This window comes from Bradyrhizobium sp. SOJA106, from assembly GCF_059448745.1.
In genome coordinates, this window is sequence record NZ_CM182549.1 from 3,509,226 (window position 1) to 3,531,379 (window position 22,154).

The following is a 22,154-nucleotide window of genomic DNA, read 5'->3' on the forward strand; positions in this document are numbered from 1 at the left end:
TGAAGGAGCAGGGCAGTGGCCACGAAAATCATGATCCTCAACGGGCCCAATCTCAATTTCCTCGGCATCAGGGAACCGCACATCTACGGCCGGACGACGCTGAAGGAGATCGAAGCGAGCTGCCAGGCCTTGGCCGACCAGCTTGGCGTGTCGATCTCTTTCCACCAGTCCAACATGGAGGGCGAGCTCGTCGGCCTGATCCAGTCCGCGCATGGGAGCGCGGATGCGATCATCATCAACCCGGCGGCCTATTCTTTCACCTCGATTGCGCTGATCGATGCGCTCAAGATCTTCGAGGGCGTGAAGATCGAGCTGCATATCTCGAACATCCATGCCCGCGACGAGCTCCATCGTCACTCGATCACATCGAGCGCCTGCACGTCGGTCATTTGCGGCCTGGGTCCTTACGGCTATCTGGCCGCTATGCTGGCGGTTGTCCAGCGGCTCGGACAATTGCCTGCAACGATCCCGCCGGCGCTGCACGGGCTTAAGACCTAATACGGAGAGGCATCATGCGCGGATCGGGATTTCTCGCCATCTGGAGTGACGTCGCGGCGGAGGATTGGACCGATTACCGGCACTGGCTGACGCGCGAGCACACCACCGAGCGCGTGACGACGAGGGGCTTCCTGGCATCGCGCGTGTTCCGCGCTGTCAGGGACGACATCAACCGCGTTTTCATCCTGTACGAGCTGGAAGCACCGGAAGTGCTCGACGGTGAAGCCTATCTGGCGCGGCTTAACGCGCCGACGCCGTGGTCGCAACGGATCATGCCAAGGCTCGGCAACTTCAAGCGGGGCGGCGGCGTCATGGTAGCGCGGGCAGGGCGCGGTGAGGGGGCCACGATCATGGCGCTGCGGATTGAAAAACTGCCGGGAAACCCGCAACAATTGGCAGACGCGCTGGTTGTCTGCGACGGGATCGCCGCCGTGCAAATCGGAGCAACCGACGAGGCGCGGACATCGGTGTCGACAACTGAAAAGGGCATGCGCAAGGAGGAGGGGTTCTTCTCTGGTCTTCTCTTGATCGAGGCGCTCGACGGCGCCTCACTGCAAGCTGCCCTGCAGCAGGCGCGCAGGCATGCGCCTGATGTCCTCAACCGGGCAAGCGAGCCGGAGGTTTATCAAAGCATGTTTACGCTCGACGCCCGCATCGCGGATTTCGGCTGATGGCCACCTTCTCGCTCGCCGCGCTGACCGTGCTCGAGCTGGCGCCACCCGAGATGGTCGAGCTGGCGACGCGCTGCGGCTACGAGAAAGTCGGGCTAAGGCTACTGCCAGCAATGCCGGGCGGGATTGCCTATCGCCTGATGGATGATGCGGCGCTATTGCGGGAGACGCTGGCGCGACTGCAGTCGACGGGTGTGACAGTCGCCGATCTCGAGGTCGTCGCATTCAGACCGGAGACTGATCTCGCGTCGTTCACCCCGTTCTTCGAGACGGGCGCGCGGCTTGGCGCCAGGCACATCCTCGTCGCGGCCTACGATCCAGATCTGGCGCGGTTCTCGGACCGCTTCGGGCAGTTCTGCGACGCCGCCGCCAAATATGGGCTCACGTCGGATCTCGAATTCATGCCCTGGACCAGCGTCCCGGACCTCAAGACAGCCATGCGGATCGTCGCCGAGGTCGATCATCCCGCGGCCGGCGTGCTCGTCGACGCGCTGCATTTCGATCGGTCGCAGAGTTCGCTTGCGGACCTCCACACCATCCCGCGACATCGGTTGCACTATTGGCAGCTCTGCGACGGTCCGGCCGAGCGTCCCGCGACAACCGAGCAGCTCATCCACGCCGCGCGCGAGGACCGGATGTTTCCGGGCGAGGGCGGCATCGACCTAGTCGGATTGACGCGGGCGATGCCGGACCATCTCACGATCAGCATCGAGGTCCCGACCGTTCAGCTGGCGAAGACCGTGGATGCCGAAACGAAGGCACGCCGGGCGCTCGCGGCGGGCAAGTCCGTGGTCGAAAGGGCGCGCGCGAAGTCCTGAGGGAAGGGTGCTCCGGATGCCGCAAGGCAATCATTTCTGGGACATCGAGACCGACCTGCTGGTCGTCGGCGCAGGCGCGGGCGGCATGACAGCGGCGCTGGTCGCAGCCCTTGAAGGGCTCAACGTCATCCTCTGCGAGAAGTCGGACATGGTCGGTGGCACGACCGCGACCTCGGCCGGGACCGTCTGGATCCCCGGCAACCGGCAGGGACAGCGTGCCGGCATGCCTGACACGGTTGAATCCGCCAAGGCCTATCTGGCGGCCATGCTAGGCGCGCACGCGACAGACGAGCGCCTGGAGACGTTCCTGACGGCCGGCCCGATCGTTCTCGACTATCTCGAGCAGAAGACGATCGTGCAGTTCGCCGCGCCGGCCATCCATCCCGACTACAAGAATCTGCCGGGCGCTGCGATCGGCGGGCGGGCGCTCGGGGCAATTCCGTTCGACGGCCGAAAGCTCGGCAAGGACTTTGCCCGCGTCAGGCCGCCACGCCGGGAGTTCATGGTTCTTGGCGGCATGATGGTCGGGAAGGCGGACATTGCGCCCCTGCTGGCGCCCTTCCGCAGCTGGGCAAACTTCATGCACGTTGCCGGCCTGCTCGCACGGCATGCGCTGGATCGGCTCACGTACAAGCGCGGGACGCGCCTGATCATGGGCAATGCGCTGGTCGCCAGACTGTTTGACAGTGTCCGCCGAGCCGGCGTCGAGGTGCGGTTTGAGACGTCGCTTCGCGAGATCATTCGCGAGGGCGAGGACATCATTGGGGCCATCCTGTCGTCCCCCGGCGGAGAGATCGCCGTCCGTGCCAATAAGGGCGTGGTGCTGGCGACAGGAGGCGTCGGTTGGAGCCAGGACCTTCGCAACAGGCTGTTTCCGGATGCCGCACGCCGGCTTTCGCTTGCGCCATCATCCAACACCGGCGACGGCATTCTGGCAGCCGAGAGCCTTAACGCCGCTGTTGCGTGCGACCTCGAAAGCCTGGCCTTGTGGATGCCGAGTTCGGTTATGACGCAAGCCGACGGCCATGTTTCGGTCTACCCGCATATCATGCTGGATCGCGCCAAGCCGGGGCTGCTGGCCGTGAATAAATCTGGCCGCCGCTTCGTCAATGAGGCCGACTCCTATCACGACTTCGTCGCGGCGATGTTGGCGACGTCAGCGACGCCGGCGTTCCTGATCTGCGATCGTAGCTTCGTCAGGGACTTTGGCCTCGGGCTGGTTCGCCCCGGGGGCCAGGGACTTGAACGGCTTCTTGGGCGCCCACTATCTGGTGGAGGGCGACACCATCGAAGCCTTGGCGCGCAAGATCGGCGTCGATGGCGACCAGCTTGCGCGAACAGTCGCGCGATACAACGGCTTCGCGGACACCGGCCTGGACGAAGACTTCGGCCGAGGCTCCAGCGAACTGAATCGATTCAATGGCGATCCCCAGAGCCAGCCGAACCCCTGCCTGCGACGGATCGGGCCCGGGCCGTACTATGCGGTGGCCGTGTGGCCCTCTGATCTCGCCAGCAGCGCTGGCTTGCGCACGGATTATTGCGGCCGGGTCTTGTCTGGTGACGGGACGATCTTGGCTGGGCTGTACGCTGTCGGGACCGATGCATCCTCGATCTTCCGCGGCACTTACCCGGGACCTGGCGCAATGATCGGCCCGGCCATTGTCTTTGGCTGGTGCGCCGCGATGGACGCTGCAGGTACTCTGCCTAACCTCCCGCAGTCAGGTGCTTGAATTGGGGAGTCCTGCTGGCCGCAACGCGTCAGTTCGGCGGCATCAGATCGTCATGGTGGCGGGGACGGCGCCGATCAGGGCGAAGAAGGTCCGCTACTACGAGGATCGGTGGTTCACCGAACGGGTTCTGCCTCCGCCCGATCCCGCGAGCGCCGGCCGGTCATCGCGAACGGACGGATGGTCAGCGCTCGGACCGCTGAAGCCGACGGCATGCTCAACTGCTGCGGAGGCCGAGGAAGACAGGGCGAACGGCGGGCTCCGTCGGGAGCCCGAACTCTCCGATCACGTCGCGATCGCCAAGGAGGTGCCGAACCGACGCTTGCAGAGGAAGTTGCCGCCGTTCTTCATGATGACGAGGATCCCGTCCGCCAGTCTCGGCTTATGCGTGACGGCGTTAGATCAAGGCAGAATTGGTGGATGGTAGGTGAAGGTCGTCATCAGGATTGCAGCCAGGATCATGACAATCGGGAAGTGTACGAAGAACTGCACGGACGTGTAGCCGATCAGGTCTTTTGACTTCAATCCGAGCACGCCCAGCAGAGGCAGCATCCAGAACGGGTTGATGAAATTCGGCAGCGTCTCGGCGATGTTATAGACCATGGTGGTCCAGCCGAGATGAGCTCCGACTTCGTTGGCCGCCTTCATGATGTAGGGCGCCTCAATGAACCATTTTCCGCCGGCTGACGGTATGAAGAAACCCAGCGCCGCGGAATAGAGCCCGATCAGGAACGAGAACACGGTTGAGTTGACCGAGACGTTTGCGAACCAGTGCGCGACAGTATCGGACAGCGTCAGGCCGCTGCTGTTCGGAACCTTGGTCAGCATATGCGCAATGCCGGCATAGAAGGGAAACTGCAACAGCAGGCCGGAGATGCTGGGTGTTCCCTTGGAAAAGGCCACGAGAAGGCTGCGGGGGCGCCAATGCAGGAGGATGCCGAGCACCAGAAACACGAAGTTGTAGGTATTCAGGCCCGACAGGGTGATCAGCGGGTTGCCGGATTGAAAGGTCTGCCAGAGCCAGCCCGACGCCAGTACGACGATCAGGATGGTCAGAACGGGGCTGAACTCGAGAAAGTCGCCCGGCCGGGCCGGCTTCTTTGGCTCGATCCGGTCGTCGTCGAGAGACACGCCGAGATCTTCTGCGGTTCTGGTCAGCGCCTCGTTTGGCGCCGTCAGATAGCAGATCGCCGCTGACAGTGCAGTCACGACGACGATCGTGACGAGGTTCTGCCATGTCAGGATCGTCTCGGAGAAGCTGATGACGCCGGTGATTGGCAACAGCGAGGCCGGAATGCTCGCCGCATTGGCCTGGAGCTGGGCGACCGATGAGGTGATGCCGAGCGTGAAGCCGCAGCCAAGGCCGAGGTAGCCTGCCGCGCCGGCTGCGCGATAGTCGAGCTTGATGTCCTTGCGCCGCGCGATCTCGCGCACCAGAAGGCCCGAAAAGATCAGGCTCAGGCTCCAGTTCAGCAATGACGCGGCAATGCTCAGCACGCCGACGAAGACCACGGCGCCGCGGGCGGTGGAGGGTACGTTGGCAAGCCGTCGCATCAGCGCAGCGACGGGCGGCGACATCGCAACCACGTAGCCCGCGACCGCAGCGAGCGCCAACTGCATCGTGAACGGAATGAGATTCCAGAAACCGTCGCCGAAGGCGCGGCTGACCGCGAGCGGCGAGCCGCCATGCACGATGGTGCCGAGTGCGATGACCACCACGGCGACGAGAACGAACACGTAAGCATCGGGGAACCAGCGCTCCGCGAAGCTGACCATGTGCTGGGAGAATCTCGCAAGCACACTGGCCTTTGTCGGCATCTCATCCAGGAAGATGGTTTTATCCGTCGTGTCGGTCATTGCGGCCCCCATAGTCGCGTTGGTGTTGCGTTCGTTTCATGGCTGTGGATCAGAGTGCGAGCGTGAGTTCCGAGAGCGGAACGGATTGGCAGGTCAGGCACTGATCGGGCGTGCTCTCCGCGCCGCCGAGCTGAGCGACATTGCCGTCGACGACGCGCATGAGGCAGCTCTCGCATTGGCCGACACGGCAACCGCTGGGCAGGGACAGACCGGCTGCCTGAGCCGCGTCGAGAAGGGTCCCGAGCTGCGGCGTCCAGGTGAAGCTCCTGTCCCTGTCGACGATGTGGACGGTTTGCGACTTCAGTGTGCGCGGCACGACCGGCGGCGAAGCGAAAGCTTCCGAGAAAACATCGTAGCGCGGAACGCCCCGGTCGATCAGGCGGGCCGTCATCGATGCCGTGAAGTCCGGCGAACCGCAGAGATAGGCGAGGGGCCTTTGCGGCAGCAAAGGATCGATCGCCGAGAGGTCCAGCCGTCCCGCGTAGTCGTAGTCGCGGGGGCAACGATCCTGTGCGCGCGGCGCCGAGTACGCCGTGACGAGATCGAGCTCCGGCAGCAGGTCCGCCAGCTCTCGCAACCGGCCGGCAAATGGATGTTCGCCGCCGTTGCGGCAACCATGGAGCAGCAACACCCGAGCGACGCGTTCGGCAGGCTCCAGCCTCGCCAGCGCTTCGAGATGACCGATAAACGGCGTGATACCGATTCCGGCGGCAAGGAAAATCAGCGGCCGGCTTCCCTGCAGCGGCGGTGTGAAGATGCCCCTTGGTGCTTCGATCCGAACGTGATCGCCAACTGCCAGACGATGAACGTGATCGGAAAGATGAACCGTTTCGTCGGCTGGTCCTGAAGCGTGGGTCCGCCGTTTCCTGACCGCGATCGACAGACCATCGCGGCCGTCCTGGCCGGTCAGCGAATAGGCGCGGGCAACATCGAGGCCCGGCAGGCTCAGCATGACGTGCTGTCCAGGAAGAAAGGTGGGAAGCGCGCCGCCGTCGCGCGGCGAAAGCTCCAGGGCGACGACGTCGTCGGCCTCGCGATGTACGGCCGAGACCGCGAAGTCGCGTTTGCCGGTCCAGTGGCCGCGGCTTGCGGTCGCATCCTTGCGGATGTTGCAACTCGTGGCGCGCAGCGGTACCGAGCCGCTCACGGGATCGCGAGCCGCGTCGTTCAGGGCATCGTTCATGTTCGACGTCGATCGTCCCGCAGCCGGCATCGCGTCTCGTCCGAGCGGTGGACAATCCTCCCACCAGCCGAACTCGGCGACGGCGACGCGATGGTCGAGCGCCTCGTTCAACCGCACGCGCAGCCGGACCTCGCTCGTCGAGGTCATGACGATGGCCCAGTCGCCATCCCTGAGGCCACGCGCGGCTGCGAGCGTCGGGCTGATCTCGATCGCAGGATCTGGCGTCTTCTTGCGAAGCGAAGCGACGTGACGATGCGAGGAGTGGACGAACCAGCCGCTCTTGGCTGTGGTGAGCACCAGCGGAAGGCGGCCGTCGGTGTGGTCAGCGAGCGGACTCTCGGCGGGCTCGATGTGGCCTGGCAACGGCGCGTAGCCGTGTTCTAGCATCAATTCCGAATAGATCTCGACGCGCCGCGTCGCGGTGGCAAAGCCCGCAATCGTGCCATCCTGTTGCGCGAGCGCATACTTCTCGTAACGAAGGCGATGCGGGAAACGCTTGCCCTCGGGATGGCCGCGTAACTCGTCGACCGTCACGCCGAGCGGTGCGAGCTGATAGTTCCAGCCGGCGTAGATGTCCCCGCCAAAGAATTGATCGGTCAGGCCTAGCCTTGCCGCAAGTTCGATGGCGATTTCATAGTCCGCCTTGCAAGCGCCGAGCTGCGGCAACATCTGAGGGCGGAACTGGATCGTCTCGACGGCTTCCTGAGTGATCTCGAAGCCGATCTTCAGGGCATCCCGTTCCCAGGGCATGTTGGCCGGCAGCACGATGTCGGCATTCTCAGCCGTCGGATTCATGAACATGTCGACGTGGACGTGGAAGTCGAGCGCGCGTAGCGCCTCGCGGTTGCGCGACGAGTGGCCCTGCGAGACAACGAAATTGGTCCCGAAGCTCATCAGCGCCCGCACCTGGTAGGGCTCGCCGGTCAGCACCGCGCGGCTGAAGTCCCGTGCCGTGATCCATCCCCGGCTCGGCGGCCCGAGCGGCAATTCGTCCAGGCCGAGCGCCTTGGCCTGTTGCTCACGCGGCAACAAGGAATAGTCGTTGACGCTGCGCGTCGGAGGAGGCGCCAGCCAGACATTACCGCCTGGGCGATCGCAAGCACCGGTGAGTGCATAGAGCGTTGCGATCGCCCGCTCGATCATCGTCGCGTTGGTGTGCTGGCCGACGCCGGTCCAGGAATGATAGGCGAGCCGCGGACTGTTCTCGAACAGTTGGTAGAAATCCGCGATCTTGCTCTCGTCGAGCCAAGTCAATTCGGCCACGCGAGCAGGCGTGTAAGGAGCGGCCTCGGCCTTCAGTAAACGGAAGGCTGTTGCGGCCGCAATCGCGCGCCCATCCAGCGCAGTAAGCGTTGCACCACCATCGAGCTCGCAGGAGGCCGGGTCCAGCGCCGCAAGGCCTGGATCGAAGGCGTGCGCTGCTCCGGACCGATCTAGCACGACAAAGCTGCCGTTTGATTGATGGGCCCAGAGTTCGGACGCGCGAACGAAGCGGCCCGTATCGATGTCGATCAGGAGCGGCCCGTTGGTCCAGCGCGTCACGAAGTCTGAGTCATATGCGTTCGTGGTGATGAGGTGCCGGATTGCGCCCATCGCCAGTGCGCCGTCGGCGCCGGGTCGGACGCGCAGCCAGATATCGGCCTGCTGTCCGGAACCGTTCGGCTTGGGATCGACCACCGCGACCCGCGCGCCGCGTCGCCGAGCGTCGGCGACGCGTGTGGCCTGGGCGAGCCAGGTGCGGGCCGGATTGTGTCCCCACAGCACGATGGCATCGGCTTGGTCGTAATCGGGCACGCCGATGCCGCGTCCGAAAGTCAGCGCATGGGCGTAGTCCTTGTGCCAACCGCAGACTTCGACCGCGTAGATCAAGTTAGGACTGCCGAAGCAGCGGATGAAGCGCTCGACCCATTCGAAGCTATCCACCATCGGCGTGCCACTCGGAGTGGTGACGGCGAAGGCCACTGCTTCGGCGCCGGATGTATTACGGATATCCCCGAGCTTCTCGGCAATCTCGTCCAACGCCTCTTCCCAGGAAATTTCGCACCAGCCGGGATCGGCTGCGTCCCTGGGCACGGTACGGCGAAGCGGTTTGGTCAGGCGGCGCGGGCTGTGCACCATCTCGGGCGCGGCCCGGCCCTTCGCGCAGAGCGCGCCGCCGGTCGGATGGCCGGGCAGGGTCTCGACAGCGATGAGCCGGCCATTCTCGACCACCATGGTCGATCCGCACCGGGATCGGCAGAGCGTGCAATAGCCGGGTACGCGCTGCGCCATATGAGGTGCCACACCGTCCGAAGGTTAGTTAGTAGTGCGTTACTGTAAAACGTTACATATCCTCATCCGTGACGTATTCTTCGTCAAGCCCATTTATTGTGCCGTGACCAAACCTGACTATTGTGCCGCGGACGAACCGGATGATTCCGGGAGCCGACGAAGCGGGAGCGGAATGGATCAGAATCTAAGGGAGCAGGTGCTGCAGCAGGTGCGCGCGGAGATCATTTCCGGCCAGAGCATGCCCGGATCGATGTATTCCGTGCCGACACTCGCAGCCAGCCTGGGTGTGTCGACGACTCCCGTCAGGGAGGCGCTGCTCGAACTGGCACGCAGCGGCCTCATCGAGCCAATGCGCAATCGTGGTTTCAAGGTGGTCGAGCCGACTTTGGCCGAGCTGCGCAACCTGTTCGATCTCCGCGAGGTGCTGGAGCTTCATGCGGCGGCGGTGGTCGCGCGCAAGCCGAAGAAGAATCTCAAGAAGCTCGTTCCGTTTGCCGATGAGGTCGCGCGCGCGGTCAAGGCGGAGGACATCAGGCTTTATCTCGAGGCCGATCGAACCTTTCACCGATTGCTGACGGAGGCGGCGGACAATCCGCGCCTCACCGAAATGGTGATGGGTTTGCGCGATCAGATGCGTCTCTACGGCATCAAGTCGCGCGCGGGTCTTGCCCGCCAGAATGAATCCGCGGCCGAGCACTATCAGATCATCGAACTTGCGATGGCCGGCAAGGAAGAGGCCCTTACCAATCTTCTCAGGCGTCACATCAGGTCGTGGGAGCCGATCTTTGTCGAGGCGCTGTCGCGGATGACAAATCCGCGCGAGCCGATCGTCGCGATCCGCGGGCGTGGCCGGCTATAGCTGGCCGAAACCAAAGCAGATCAAGGGTTACCTCGATATTGGCGATCGCAATGAACCGGCGGGGCGAGGCCTGCTGGTGTCTTCGCGCGTTCACGAGAGCTCCGCAACCGCGCGCGCGATGCGCCGGCATGCATCTTCGAGTTCGACAGCGGAGGTCGCGTAGGAAATCCTGAAATAGGGTGCGAGGCCGAACGCCGACCCAGGGACAACCGCAACGCCCGCTGCGTGCAGGAGATGCTCGGCAAAGTCCTTGTCGCTCTTGACCGTTCGCCCATCGGGAGTGGTTTTTCCGATCACGCCTGAGCAGCTTGCGAACGTATAGAAGGCGCCCTCGGGTACGCGGCAGGTGATGCCTTCGACGCCGTTCAATGCGCCGACCACAAGATCGCGCCGCTCTTGGAATGACCGGCAGCACTCGCGGACAAAATCCTGCGGACCATTCAACGCTTCGATGGCAGCGGCCTGACTGAGAGAGGAGGGGCAGGAGGTCGACTGGCTCTGAACAACGGCCATGGCCCGGATCAGGGCGCTTGGTCCGCCGCCATAGCCGATGCGCCAGCCGGTCATCGCGTAAGCCTTCGAAACGCCGTTCACGGTCAGCGTCCGATTGCGCAGAGCCGGCTCGATCGCTGCCGGCGTGGCAAAGCGAAAGCCGTCATAGACAATATGCTCGTAGATATCGTCCACCATCAGCCAGACGTGCGGATGCTCGAGGAGCACGTCGAGGATCGGTCGATAGCCGGCCTCCGAATAGGCCGCACCAGATGGGTTTGACGGCGAGTTCAGCATGACCCATCGCGTGCGAGACGTGATGGCGCGTTCGAGATCATCAGCCGTCAGCCGAAAACCGTTGACTTCGGAGCATGGCACCAGCACCGGCGTGCCGCCGGCGATCGCGACGATGTCGGCATAGGTCACCCAGAACGGCGTCGGGATGATGACCTCGTCGCCAGGGTTGAGGGTGGCCATCATAGCGTTGAAGATCACCTGCTTGGCGCCGGCTGACACGGTGATCTCGTCCTGCGCGAATTCGAGCCCGTTGTCGCGCCTGAACTTTGCACGGATGGCGGCCTTGAGGTCCGGCGTGCCGTCCAATGCTGTGTACTTGGTTGCGCCGGCGCGCATGGCGCGCTCGGCTGCATCCTTGATGAAGTCCGGCGTATCGAAGTCAGGCTCGCCCGCACCGAGGATGATGATGTCCCGACCCTGGAGCTTCATCTCAGCGGCAAGCCCGCTGATCTTCAGGATCTCCGACACGCCGATCGACGAAAGGCGGTGGGAGGGGCGGAATAATGCCGAGCTGTGAAGAGGCGCGTTCATCTATCTTTTCTTTACGCCACGTCGAACTTGACGCCCTGCGCGAGCGGCAATGTCCGGCCGAAATTGATCGTATTGGTCGCGCGGCGCATGTAGGCCTTCCAGGCATCCGAGCCCGACTCGCGTCCACCGCCGGTTTCCTTCTCGCCTCCGAAGGCGCCGCCGATTTCGGCGCCGGATGGGCCGATATTGACATTGGCAATGCCGCAATCCGATCCGCGCGCCGACAGGAACGCTTCGGCCTCGCGAAGGTCGTTGGTGAAGATCGAGGACGAGAGTCCCTGCGGCACTGCGTTGTGCAGGTCGAGCACCGCATTGAAGTCGCGGTATTTGATCACGTAGAGAATGGGCGCGAAGGTTTCGTGCACGACCGGGCCAGTCTGTTCTGAGATCTCGACCAGCGCCGGGCGAACATAATACGCCTCATCGGCGCTGTCGGCGAGAACGCGCTCGCCGCCGAACACCCTGGCGCCCGCCGCCCGCGCCTCGCTCAGCGCTTTCTGCATCGAGGCGAAGGCTGCGGCGTCGATCAGCGGACCGACCAGGGTGCCGTCCTTGAGCGGGTCGCCAATGGTGACGGATTCATAGGCGCGCTTCAGTCGCGGCACGAACGTGTCATAGACGCTTTCGTGGACGAAGAGGCGTCGCAGCGTCGTGCAGCGCTGACCTGCCGTGCCCATGGCGGCGAAGGCGACCCCGCGCAGCGTCAGGGCGAGGTCGGCTGTCGGCGCGACGATCGCGGCGTTGTTGCCGCCGAGCTCCAGGATCGCGCGCGCAAAGCGTTTTGCGAGCCGCGGGCCGACGGTACGTCCCATCGCGGTCGAGCCGGTCGCCGACACCAACGGCACCTTGGCGTGATCGACAAGGATCTCGCCGATCTCGCGACCACCAAACAGAACAGCTGACAGCGCGTCCGGCGCCTTGCCGCCTTCCGCTCTGAAGCGCTCCAGCGCGCGATCGAACAAAGCTTCCGTCGCAAGAGCCGTCAGCGGCGTCTTCTCGGACGGTTTCCAGACGATGCTGTTGCCGCAAATCAGCGCCAGCGCCGCATTCCAGGACCATACCGCGACCGGGAAGTTGAACGCCGAGATGATCCCGGTGACGCCGAGCGGATGCCAGCTTTCCATCATCCGGTGCTCGCTGCGCTCAGTCGCAATGGTCAGTCCATAGAGTTGGCGCGACAGACCCACCGCGAAGTCGCAGATATCGATCATCTCCTGAACCTCGCCGAGGCCCTCGGACGCAATCTTGCCGGCCTCGATCGACACGAGCCTGCCAAGCGCCTGCTTGTTGGCGCGCAACTCCTCGCCGAGAAGGCGGACGAGCTCGCCGCGCTTCGGCGCAGGCACCAGTCGCCATTCGAGGAAGGCCGCATGCGCCTTGTCGATGGCCGCCTGAGCATCGGCGGTACCAATCTCGTTGACATGGCCCGTGATCTCGCCGGTGATCGGCGATCGCGCAATCAGCTTGCCGCCGGTGTACCGGCTGTGCTTGACGCCGAGTGAGCTCAGGAGTGCGTCTGCCTCGCCCGCCAGGGAATTGATGGCGCGTGCTGAAGTCTGGGTTGTGATCGTCATGGCGGTCTTTTCTTAGAGGTTTGAAATGCGGTTCGATCAGGCCATCGCCCGACGTGCGAGGTGCGGTGACCCGAGCTGGACCAGAGCTTGCTCCAGGGACTCCCTTTCCGCCCGCGCGTAGAGCTCCATCTCGTCGTAAACCTTGGCACCGAGGGCGGCTTCGAACGCAGCGCGGTTGGAACGCGCGGCGTAGTTCTGCTGCTGGTCGGTGCCGAGATTCGACTGGAAGATTCCCGCCGCGCTGACAGGGAGGAAATCCTCGTAGACGATCGGATCGTAGCGCAGAAAGCCCGCAGCCACCAAATCATCAAGGCTGGATGGCGGAGCTTGCCGCTTGCATGCCTCAATGCCTGCTTGCGTCGCCGAATAGCGGAAGAAGGCGAGCCCCTGCGCGCGAAGCTCCAACCAATCGTCCGGAAACGCTTTGAATTGATCGGCCAATTCGGTGTCGTAGTCGCGCGCGGTCGCGCCGGCCTGCCGCACGGAGGCGAGCAGTCGGTCGTAGAGCTCGCGGCCCTTGAGCGTGAGGGCAACACCGCGCTGCTCGATCTCGCCGAAGCGGGCTGTATGCGTTCCGGTGATTTTTGTGGCATTCGCCTGCCTGAACAGGATGGGCTCTTCGAGTGCCTTGAAGCTGGTCTGGCGCAGCAGGATCGGGCAGTCGCGGCGCGGCGGCCCTTCGATGACAGCCTTCGGCACAATGCCGCGTCGTGGCATCCCGGCCTGGACGGCATCAATGTCCAGCGTGCGCGGCGTCAGATGGTTGATGTGAGGGCCTCTAAAGCTCACCACGTCGGCGATCAGCCGATGGGCGTCATGCAGCCTCTTGTAGACGTCGAGGTTGACGGTCGCTTCGCTATGCCAACGGAACGTATCAAGCGCTTCGCGCACGAACTCCTCCGCCTGCGCGACGGTCAGGTGACCCTCCGTCTCGAAAATGCTCACGAGCTCGAGTGTGCGAGGCGTAAAGATGCGGCGCTCACCAAGGATTCGCTCCGCCTGGGCGCGAAGGGTCTCATCCTCGATCAGGTCGAGGCGCAGCAGCGAGGTGAATACCCGGAATGAGTTGTGCCGGAGCGCGGCATCGTCGATCGGCCGAAAGGCCGTGGCATGGACAGGCACGCCGGCCACCGACAGGTCATAATAGCCAACCGGGTGCATCCCCATCACCGCAAAGGCGCGACGCATGTTGCGCAATTCGTCCGCGCGCCCCAGGCGAATAGCGCCGTGACGCTCGACGTTCAACCGCTCGAGTTCGTCGCCTCGCTCGAGGCTCGCACGAAGCTGCGCGTGCTGCCGCAACGTTTCGCGATTGGTTTCGTTGACGAGCTCCATGAGGGTGCCGTATTGCGGCACTTCGAGCCGGTACATGTCCGACATGGCGCGGGAAAACAGAGTGCGGATCTCGTCCGCGTCCGCGCGCAGCGCTGGCATCAAAAATCTCCATCGACGGCGGATCGGCCGTCCTCGTTGGCTGGATCCAGAGATCATACAATTTCATCATGATCTCGGCGATTAGACCTTGCCTGTTCGGCTAGTTCAAACGATGTTTTGTCAGAAGATCATTCTAAAACGGAATGAATGGGGATGACCCCGCAAACACCACGTCGCTTTCTTCCTTCGACCGCCGTCCTGTCGGCGTTCGAAGCCACCGCGCGGACCGGCAGCATGACGCTCGCCGCGCGCGAGCTTCGACTGACCCAAAGCGCCGTTAGCAGGCAGATCAAGATCCTGGAAGAGCAGCTCGAGGTCGAGCTCTTCATCCGTGAGCGTCAGACGGTCCGATTGACCTCCGTTGGCGAGTCCTATGCCCGCGAGATCCGCGACGCGCTCCACAAGATCAGCACCGCCTCCTTCAATCTCCATGCGAACCCGCGGGGAGGGACTCTCAATCTCGCCATTCTGCCGACCTTCGGCACCCGCTGGCTCGCGCCGCGCCTGCCCGGGTTTCTGGCTGCCAATCCTGGGATCACCATCAATCTTACGACCCGCTTGTCCTATTTCGATTTCCGGGCCGAGTCCCTGGACGCGGCGATTCACTTCGGCCAACCGGAGTGGCCCGGGGCCGAGATGGCTCTGTTGCGATCCGAGCAAGTTGTCCCTGCGTGCAGCCCTGGGCTGAAGAAGCAATACGGCTTCCGGCTTGCGGGTGATCTCCGAAAGGCGCCGCTGCTGAGCATCTCAACCCGCTTTCACGCGTGGGATCGGTGGTTTTCCGCTCACGATGTGTCAGCCAGGACCGCTCAGGGCATGGTGTTCGACCAGTTCGCGACCGCAGCCCAAGCGGCGATCGCCGGCCTCGGCGTTGCGCTTCTGCCGACCTTCCTCATCCAGGACGAGCTGGCGAGCCGCAAGCTGGTCCGCGCCATCAACCTGCCTATGGAAAGTCCCGAACGCTATTACCTTGTTTGGCCCTCCGATCGGGCGACGTACCCGCCGCTTGCGGCTTTCCGGGAGTGGCTGGTCGCGGAGACCGCGCCGGATCGTTAATGACGATGGGCTGGACCTTTCTCCAACGGAGCGCAATAATTTCCCTTCGTTTTGTTCAGAACCAGTCACTTTGCGGAGTTGTAAATGGCGCGCCCGGCAGATGCCAGGAAAGACCAGGATCTTCTCAACATCCTGATCGCAAATGCGCGGACGTCGATCTCCGATATCGCCAAGGCGTTGGGCGTGTCCCGCGCGACCGCACAGGGGCGAATGGCGAGACTGGAAAAGGAAGGAACGATCGCCGGTTACACGGCGGTTCTGGGCAAACAGGATCATGTCACGGCGATCTCCGCGATTATCCTGATCGAGCTGGAGGTGAAGCAGCAGGGAAATGTCATCGCGGCCCTGCGAAAAAAGGCCGAGGTCGTGCACTGCTACACGCTGAGCGGTCCGTTCGATCTGTTCGTGAAGATCAATTGCGCGACGTCAACGCATCTCGACGAGATCATCGACTGGATCGCCGAGATGGAAGGTGTTCGCCGCACAACGTCATCGATTCTTCTCGCCAGAAAATTCGAAAGATGAGCAGCGCTTAGGCAAACACTGCCTCGCAGCTGGTGTCGCTGCTCCATTTCTTAGCAAAATTTCTCATTTCCCATCGAAATAGAACTTAGTCCGACGGTCTGTAACTATATTCTTCCTATAGCCGGCGGTTTGGATATTTATGTCGCGCCTATGCTCCTGAATAAAAGTAACGACCAAGGAGCATTTTGGAAATGAATGGTGCGTCCGCTCTCGTGAGCATGCTGTCCGGATACGGTGTCGAGGTCATTTTTGGCGTCCCCGGCGATACGAACGTTGCCTTCTATGAGGCTTTGAGAATCACGAGGGATGCGCCGCGTCATATCCTGTGCCGCGACGAGCGCTCTGCGGTGTTCATGGCCGACTGCTATGCGCGCCTGTCCGGAAAGCCCGGTGTGGCGGAGGTGCCGAGCGGCGCGGGCGCGCTTTACGGTCTGCCGGGCGTAGCCGAAGCGAACAAGTCTTCAGTGCCGCTGATCCTCCTCGTGAACGATATTCCCCAGCCCGGCGTCGGCCGCGGCACCCTGACCGAGCTGCCCGTCGAGGAGTTGTTCAAGCCGGTCAGCAAGCGCGCAGAGACGCTAGGTCATGTCGGAAAATTGCCTGAGCTCGTACGCCGCGCCTTCCGCGAGGCCACCGGCGGGCGTCCGGGCGCCGTCGTTCTCGCTCTGCCCGAGGACGTTCTCTATCAGGAGCTTCCGGATGCAGCCGCGTCCCTCCATGTCGAGCCGCAGTGCCGACGAGCGCCGTCGTACCGAAGCAGGCCGCCGGATGGCGATCTCGATGCGGCCATCAAGGCCATTCTCGCCGCCGAGCGCCCGCTGATCGTTGCCGGCGGTGGCGCCAATCGGTCCGGCGCGGGGGGCTCCATCACGGCGTTTGGCGAACGGCTCGGCATCCCCGTGGTCACCACGATCACAGGGCAGGGCGTCATTCGCGATGACCACAAGCTCGGTATTGGCATCATTGGCGACAACGGCTTCCATCCGCATGCGGTGTGGGCGCTCGGACGAGCCGACCTCGTCATCTATGTGGGCTGCCGCATGGGCTCGGTCGCCACCATGAACTGGCAATGGCCGCTGCCGAATGGCGAGACGCGCATCGTTCAGATCGATCTCGAGCCGGAAGTCATCGGCAATACCTACGCGATCGATCATCCGCTTGTGGGCGATGCGCGTGCGGTGATCGATGCCCTCCATGCCAAGATACCCGCGGATCATGCGGCCACTACGGTGGGATGGGTCGGCGACATCAACCACCGCCGTGCCGAGTTCTGGGACGTGATGGCGCCGCATCTCGAGAGCGACGCTATCCCCTTGCGTCCCGAGCGGGTCATCGAGACGCTCAACCGCTGCATGCCTGTGCCCTGCAACGTGGTGTCAGACGCCGGCACGCCGACCCCCTATGCGACGCGCTTCCTGCGCCTGCGCGATCCGCAATCCAAGCTCGTGATCCCGCGCTTCTACGGGGGGCTTGGCTATGCCATTCCGGCTGTCATCGGGGCCTATTTCGCAGCGCCGCATCTGAGGCCCGTTGGCTTGTTCGGCGACGGTTCGCTCGGCATGTCGGCGGGTGAACTTGAGACGCTGTCGCGCTTGCAGATCCCGGCCGTGCTGGTTCATTTCAACAACGCATGCTTTGGCTGGATCAAGGCGCTGCAGCGGGTCGTCGACTGTGACCATGCCCGCAAGGCCTCCGGGGCTGGAGAGCCTGCACCGGCCAACGACCCAACGTTCAGCGTCGATTTCGGCCGTTACGATATGAGCAGGCTCGCCGCCGTGTACGGAATCCGGAGCTTCCGCGTCGAGACGCCGGCGCAACTGGAGACGGCCTTGCGTGAGGCTTTCGCGTTGAGCGAGCCGGTTTTCGTCGATGTCGCGGTCGAATCCATCGCCGATCGCCTGCCGCCGGTGTTCTCGTGGCTGAAGAAGGTAGGCGCCGACCCGGCTGCGATTGGCGTCCAGGCTGCTCTCTAGAGAGGTTCGAAATGGCTCATTCATCGCAAAAGATCGCAGTTTTGGGGGCCGGGCAGATCGGCGCCGTAATCGCTGGCATGCTGGCGGGGCAGGGACACAAAGTTACGCTGGCTGACGCTTCAGAGACGCAACTCGGCTTGAGCGTTGGGCAAACCTTCGCTACCAAGATCGTGGACGCTGGAGATCTCCATGCGGTGCGCGGCTTCCTGAAGGACCAGGATATCGTCGTCAGCGCCTGTCCGTATTTTCTCAATCAGGGTATCGCGCGGATCGCTGTGGAGACCGGAACGCACTATTTCGATCTGACTGAGGACGTGGCGACAACGGCCTACATCAAGGAGATCTCAGCAGCCGCAGACGTGATGCTGGCACCGCAGTGCGGGCTTGCGCCGGGCTTCATCTGCGTGCTCGGAGCCGATATGGCGGCCCGTTTCGAGACGGTGAAAGCCATCAAGATGCGGGTCGGAGCACTGCCGCTCTATCCGACCAACGCCTTGCGCTACAACGTCACCTGGTCCGTCGACGGCCTGATCAACGAATATTGCAATCCCTGCGAGATCGTCTTCGATGGCAAGCCGATATCGGTTCCGGCCCTCGAGGGCGTCGAGAGCGTGATGATCGACGGCGTCGCCTACGAGGCGTTCAACACCTCGGGCGGCCTCGGGACACTGACGGAGACGCTGGCCGGCAAGGTCCGCGACATGAGCTACAAGACGCTGCGCTATCCCGGCCACGCCGAGATCATGAAGCTTCTGCTGCAAGGCTTGGGGCTCGCCGACGATCGCGAAACCATGCGGCGCATCCTCAACCGCGCCGCGCCGTTCACGCGAAAGGACGTCGTCGTCATCTTCGTGACCGGCATCGGCGAGCGCAATGGGCGCATGGAGGAGGATAGCGTCGTGCTGCGCTACGATGGACGGCCGGAGCTCGGCGCGATCCAGCTCACCACGGCTGCCGGCTGCGTCGCGATGGTCGAGCTGTTCCTTTCGGGCAAGCTTCCCGCAAGGGGATTCGTGCGGCAGGAGGATGCGAGCCTAGCCGATTTTCTCGCGACACGCGAGGGCGGCCGGCTGGCGAAAGAGGCACGCAGCTCCGAGACGAACGATTTTGCGGAACGGTTCTCCACCAAGCGGGCAGCTTAGGGAGCGCAGAGACCGATGGACCGGATCTTGCGTCCATAGTCAGGGTTTGAGGAATTCAACCGAAGAGGGGTAGCTTGATATGGTCAATCGTCGTGACATCGGATCGCTCGTTGGGCTCGGCGCCGCCGCGGCGGCTATGGCGGCCGGCTCAGCCGTGTCCCAGGCCGTCGCCCAGACGCCGCCGGCCGAGAGTACGTTTGCGCAAATTCGCAGGACGAAAAAGCTTCGCATCGCCGGAATTGTCGGGACGGAGCCCTACTATCACAAGGACATCGCCACGGGGCAGTGGTCGGGCTTTTGCGTGAGCATGGCGACTGATCTCGCCAAGGCGCTCGAGGCCGAGGTCGAGAATCATCGAATCGACCTGGGGCAACTCGGTCCTCGATCTTCAGAGCAACAAGATCGACATCATGTTCGGCCTCAGCCCGACGCCCTCGCGCGCCCTGATCGTCGAATTCACGCGCCCGATCATGAACAACACCTTCACGATCATCGCCAAGTCCGGTTTTGAACCGAAGACATGGGAAGATCTCAACAAGCCGGAGGTGCGGGTTGCCGTCGATATCGGCTCCACCCACGATCTCTACGCGCGCCGGACGCTGCCCAAGGCAACGCTGGTCGCGCTGAAGACGCCTGACGAGGCCGTGCTGGCGGTGCAGGCCGGGCGGGCGGATTGCCTGATCCAGGTCGCGATGCTGTCGCTGGTGACGGTCAAGAAGAATGCGAAGGTGGGCAAGGTTATCATCCCGACTCCGGTTGCCTCGCAACCGACCTGCTGCGGCGTGCGTGTGGACGTCGATACCCGCTTCCGCACCTATGTCGATAACTGGCTCGAATACAGCCGCTCGCTTGGTGCGCTGCGCGAGTGGATTCTCTCGAGCCTGTCGCTGGTCAATATCGGGGAGCAGGACATTCCGCCCGGCCTTCAGTTTTGATCTCCGGCTGCCCGCGTCGTCAGATGACGCGGGCAGTTTCGTTTCAACAGCGTCGTTGGGTTTGGACCATCCGGCGTCCGGCGAGATAGGAACATCCGATCGATGCAACATGAGCGATATCCTCCGCTGGGCATCATCATGCTTGACATCGCGATCGAGCGCCCGCCGGGAGATGTGGGGCATTCCGCAAGCTGGCCCTTCGACGTCGTCTTCAGGGCCGTCCCGGGCGCGACTGCGCGGAAGATCGTGAGCGGCGACGACGCCGACCTCATGGACGCATTCGTCGCGGCCGGCGACGAATTGCATGCGGAGGGCGCGATCGGCCTGATTACGTCGTGCGGCTTTCTGGCCTCGCGTCAGCGCGAGCTTTCCGCGCGGATGAAGCTGCCGCTCGCGACGTCGAGCCTCTTGCAATTGCCCACGGTGGAGCGCTGCCTTCCCTCCGGTCGCCGCGCAGGGGTCGTCACCTACGACGCGGAGGCGTTGACGGACAGGCATTTTGCCCGGGTCGGCGCTGATCCAGCGACGCCGCGTGTCGGCCTTCCGCCAGACGGTAGCTTGCGCGCGCATATTGAGCAGGGCCGCCCCTATGATCGAGATGGGCTACGGCGTGACGTGCACGCAGCCGTCGGCGCGCTGCTCTCGCGCAATCCGGGCATTGGCGCAATCGTCTTCGAATGCACCAACCTTCCGCCCTTCTCGGAGGAGGTGTCGCGCGAGTTCGGATTGCCCGTCTACGACATCATCACGCTCGGGCGCTGGTTCTATTCGGGACTGATCCAGAGCGCCTATTCGCAATCGCCGAGCATGGGATAGCAGCGATGCACTACGACTGGAATTTTGGTTTCCTTCTGCAATACAGCAAGCTGATCGGCGTCGGCACCGCTTACACGATCGGCTTTACCATCCTCACCGCGGCGAGCGGATTTGTGATCGGATGCGTCGTCGCTATCGCCAGCCTGTCCAACATAAGGTTCGTCTCGGCGCCTCTCGTGATGCTGGTCGAGGTGTTTCGCTGCACGCCGGTGCTGGTTCAGCTGGTGTGGATCTATTACGCGCTTCCGGTGCTGATCGGCGTTGAGCTCTCTCCCGCCGTCGCGGCATTCATCGCACTGAGCTTTTATGGCGGTGCGTTCTATTCGGAAATCATACGCGGTGGCATCGTGTCGATCGACGTGGGGCAATGGGACGCCGGCCGCGCGCTGGGCATGCGCCGCTTCGATCTGATGAAGCGCATCGTCATGCCGCAGGCCCTGAAGCGAATGATTCCTCCGCTCGTCAACCAGGCCGTGCTGCAACTGAAGAACACCTCCCTGCTCTCGGTCCTGGCGGTCCCGGACCTGCTCTACCAGGGGCAACTCATCACATCCGCGACCTACCGGCCGTTGGAGACATACACCATGATCGCCGTGATCTACTTCCTCATTCTGTTCCCGATGACGCGCGCTGCGAGCGTGCTCGAAGCGCGGCTGGCGCGGTGATGTCGATCAAAGAGAGGAATGGTTCCGTGTCTGACAACGCGATGATCGAGCTGGTGCACGTGAAAAAGTCTTTCGGGACCGTCAGCGTGCTGAAGGACATATCGCTGCGAGTCCCCCGCGGCGGTGTGCTCGCGCTGATCGGGCCCAGCGGATCGGGCAAGTCGACGCTGCTGCGATGCCTCAATCTGTTGACCATCCCGGACAGCGGCGCCATCCGCGTTGGTCAAAGCACCATGGATTTTACCAACGGGCACAAGCTGCCCCGTGACAAGGAACTGGCGGCGTTCCGCGCGCGGACCGGCATGGTGTTCCAGAATTTCAATCTCTTTCCTCACATGTCCACTCTTCAGAACGTGATGGAAGGACCAGTCACGGTTCTGAAGATCCAGCCGGAGGCGGCGCGCGAGACGGCGCTTGGGTTGCTGGAGAAGGTAGGGTTGAAGGACAAGGCCGACGTCGCGCCCGACAAGCTGTCCGGCGGCCAGAAGCAGCGCGTGGCGATCGCGCGTGCTTTGGCGATGAAGCCGCAAGTGATGCTGTTCGACGAGGCAACGTCTGCGCTCGACCCCGAGCTGGTTGGAGAGGTCCTTGCAGTGGTCCGCCAGCTCGCGGCCGAGGGAATGACCATGGTGCTCGTGACCCATGAAATGGCGTTTGCGCGCGAGGTGGCTGATAGCGTCGTCTTCATGCGCGACGGCGTCGTCGTGGAGGAGGGGCCGGCCCGGCAGGTGATCGACACGCCAAGCCAGCCGGCAACACGGGCCTTCCTGAGCCACTTCCATAGCAGCGGCTTGCCGGCAGCCGTCGTGAACGGTTGACGTGACGATTTG

The 22,154-nt window shown here is 63.3% G+C and carries 17 protein-coding genes and 2 pseudogenes; 14 read left to right on the forward strand and 5 right to left on the reverse strand.

All coding sequences use genetic code 11. The features are described 5' to 3' along the window. Positions 1 to 15: 15 nt before the first annotated feature. The 5 genes and pseudogenes from AC5V87_RS15750 (at position 16) to AC5V87_RS15770 (ending at position 3,717) form a co-directional block, all read left to right on the forward strand. Complete coding sequence (locus AC5V87_RS15750) at positions 16 to 498, forward strand: type II 3-dehydroquinate dehydratase (protein ID WP_495371524.1); 483 nt, start codon at positions 16 to 18, stop codon at positions 496 to 498. 14 nt (positions 499 to 512) lie between these two features. Then, entirely contained in the window at positions 513 to 1,169 is a 657-nt protein-coding gene (locus tag AC5V87_RS15755) for a hypothetical protein (protein ID WP_495371525.1), read from the forward strand. After that, positions 1,169 to 1,987, forward strand: a complete 819-nt coding sequence (locus tag AC5V87_RS15760) for a sugar phosphate isomerase/epimerase family protein (protein WP_495371526.1) — start codon at positions 1,169 to 1,171, stop codon at positions 1,985 to 1,987. Before AC5V87_RS15755 ends, AC5V87_RS15760 begins: the two co-directional genes overlap by 1 nt. Before the next feature lie 85 nt (positions 1,988 to 2,072). Then, positions 2,073 to 3,113 (forward strand): annotated as a pseudogene (locus tag AC5V87_RS15765) (FAD-binding protein); the annotation flags it as partial. Between the two features lie 145 nt (positions 3,114 to 3,258). Next, a complete protein-coding gene (locus AC5V87_RS15770) occupies positions 3,259 to 3,717 on the forward strand; it encodes an FAD-binding protein (protein WP_495371527.1) in 459 nt (152 codons plus the stop codon). 399 nt (positions 3,718 to 4,116) lie between these two features. Here the strand turns inward: AC5V87_RS15770 and AC5V87_RS15775 are convergent, their stop codons facing one another. Together AC5V87_RS15775 and AC5V87_RS15780 are read right to left on the reverse strand one after the other, a co-directional pair. After that, complete coding sequence (locus AC5V87_RS15775; RefSeq protein ID WP_495371528.1) at positions 4,117 to 5,571, reverse strand: short-chain fatty acid transporter; 1,455 nt, start codon at positions 5,569 to 5,571, stop codon at positions 4,117 to 4,119. A 49-nt stretch (positions 5,572 to 5,620) separates the two neighbouring features. Then, a complete protein-coding gene (locus tag AC5V87_RS15780; RefSeq protein WP_495371529.1) occupies positions 5,621 to 8,968 on the reverse strand; it encodes a molybdopterin-dependent oxidoreductase in 3,348 nt (1,115 codons plus the stop codon). Positions 8,969 to 9,197: 229 nt separating this feature from the next. Here AC5V87_RS15780 and AC5V87_RS15785 point away from each other — a divergent pair, with 229 nt between their 5' ends. After that, positions 9,198 to 9,884 (forward strand): GntR family transcriptional regulator, encoded by a 687-nt coding sequence (locus tag AC5V87_RS15785; protein ID WP_495371530.1) that lies wholly within the window; start codon positions 9,198 to 9,200, stop codon positions 9,882 to 9,884. A gap of 90 nt (positions 9,885 to 9,974) precedes the next feature. Here the strand turns inward: AC5V87_RS15785 and AC5V87_RS15790 are convergent, their stop codons facing one another. From AC5V87_RS15790 to hglS, 3 genes are read right to left on the reverse strand one after another with little or no spacing between them, the layout of a single operon-like run. Then, the gene (locus AC5V87_RS15790) at positions 9,975 to 11,204 is read right to left on the reverse strand and encodes a pyridoxal phosphate-dependent aminotransferase (protein WP_495371531.1); all 1,230 of its coding nucleotides are present in this window, start codon (positions 11,202 to 11,204) and stop codon (positions 9,975 to 9,977) included. Positions 11,205 to 11,215: 11 nt separating this feature from the next. After that, positions 11,216 to 12,778: an L-piperidine-6-carboxylate dehydrogenase gene (gene amaB / locus AC5V87_RS15795; RefSeq protein ID WP_495371532.1), complete on the reverse strand. Its 1,563-nt coding sequence runs from the start codon at positions 12,776 to 12,778 to the stop codon at positions 11,216 to 11,218. A 36-nt stretch (positions 12,779 to 12,814) separates the two neighbouring features. Then, complete coding sequence (gene hglS, locus AC5V87_RS15800) at positions 12,815 to 14,212, reverse strand: 2-oxoadipate dioxygenase/decarboxylase HglS (protein WP_495371533.1); 1,398 nt, start codon at positions 14,210 to 14,212, stop codon at positions 12,815 to 12,817. Between the two features lie 153 nt (positions 14,213 to 14,365). Here hglS and AC5V87_RS15805 point away from each other — a divergent pair, with 153 nt between their 5' ends. The 8 genes and pseudogenes from AC5V87_RS15805 to AC5V87_RS15840 all read left to right on the forward strand — a co-directional run bounded on the left by AC5V87_RS15805 (position 14,366) and on the right by AC5V87_RS15840 (position 22,142). After that, a complete protein-coding gene (locus AC5V87_RS15805; protein WP_495371534.1) occupies positions 14,366 to 15,268 on the forward strand; it encodes a LysR family transcriptional regulator in 903 nt (300 codons plus the stop codon). 84 nt (positions 15,269 to 15,352) lie between these two features. After that, positions 15,353 to 15,793 carry an Lrp/AsnC family transcriptional regulator gene (locus AC5V87_RS15810; RefSeq protein WP_495371535.1) on the forward strand — a complete coding sequence of 147 codons (441 nt, stop codon included), beginning with the start codon at positions 15,353 to 15,355 and terminating at the stop codon, positions 15,791 to 15,793. A gap of 191 nt (positions 15,794 to 15,984) precedes the next feature. Then, the gene (locus AC5V87_RS15815; RefSeq protein WP_495371536.1) at positions 15,985 to 17,766 is read left to right on the forward strand and encodes a thiamine pyrophosphate-binding protein; all 1,782 of its coding nucleotides are present in this window, start codon (positions 15,985 to 15,987) and stop codon (positions 17,764 to 17,766) included. An 11-nt stretch (positions 17,767 to 17,777) separates the two neighbouring features. After that, positions 17,778 to 18,908 carry a saccharopine dehydrogenase family protein gene (locus tag AC5V87_RS15820; RefSeq protein WP_495371537.1) on the forward strand — a complete coding sequence of 377 codons (1,131 nt, stop codon included), beginning with the start codon at positions 17,778 to 17,780 and terminating at the stop codon, positions 18,906 to 18,908. 79 nt (positions 18,909 to 18,987) lie between these two features. Then, positions 18,988 to 19,843: pseudogene (locus AC5V87_RS15825) on the forward strand (transporter substrate-binding domain-containing protein). 138 nt (positions 19,844 to 19,981) lie between these two features. Further along, entirely contained in the window at positions 19,982 to 20,659 is a 678-nt protein-coding gene (locus tag AC5V87_RS15830) for an aspartate/glutamate racemase family protein (protein WP_495371538.1), read from the forward strand. A 5-nt stretch (positions 20,660 to 20,664) separates the two neighbouring features. After that, positions 20,665 to 21,324 carry an amino acid ABC transporter permease gene (locus AC5V87_RS15835; protein ID WP_495371539.1) on the forward strand — a complete coding sequence of 220 codons (660 nt, stop codon included), beginning with the start codon at positions 20,665 to 20,667 and terminating at the stop codon, positions 21,322 to 21,324. Then, positions 21,324 to 22,142, forward strand: coding sequence for an amino acid ABC transporter ATP-binding protein (locus AC5V87_RS15840; RefSeq protein ID WP_495371540.1), 819 nt, complete (start codon positions 21,324 to 21,326; stop codon positions 22,140 to 22,142). Before AC5V87_RS15835 ends, AC5V87_RS15840 begins: the two co-directional genes overlap by 1 nt. Positions 22,143 to 22,154: the final 12 nt, after the last annotated feature.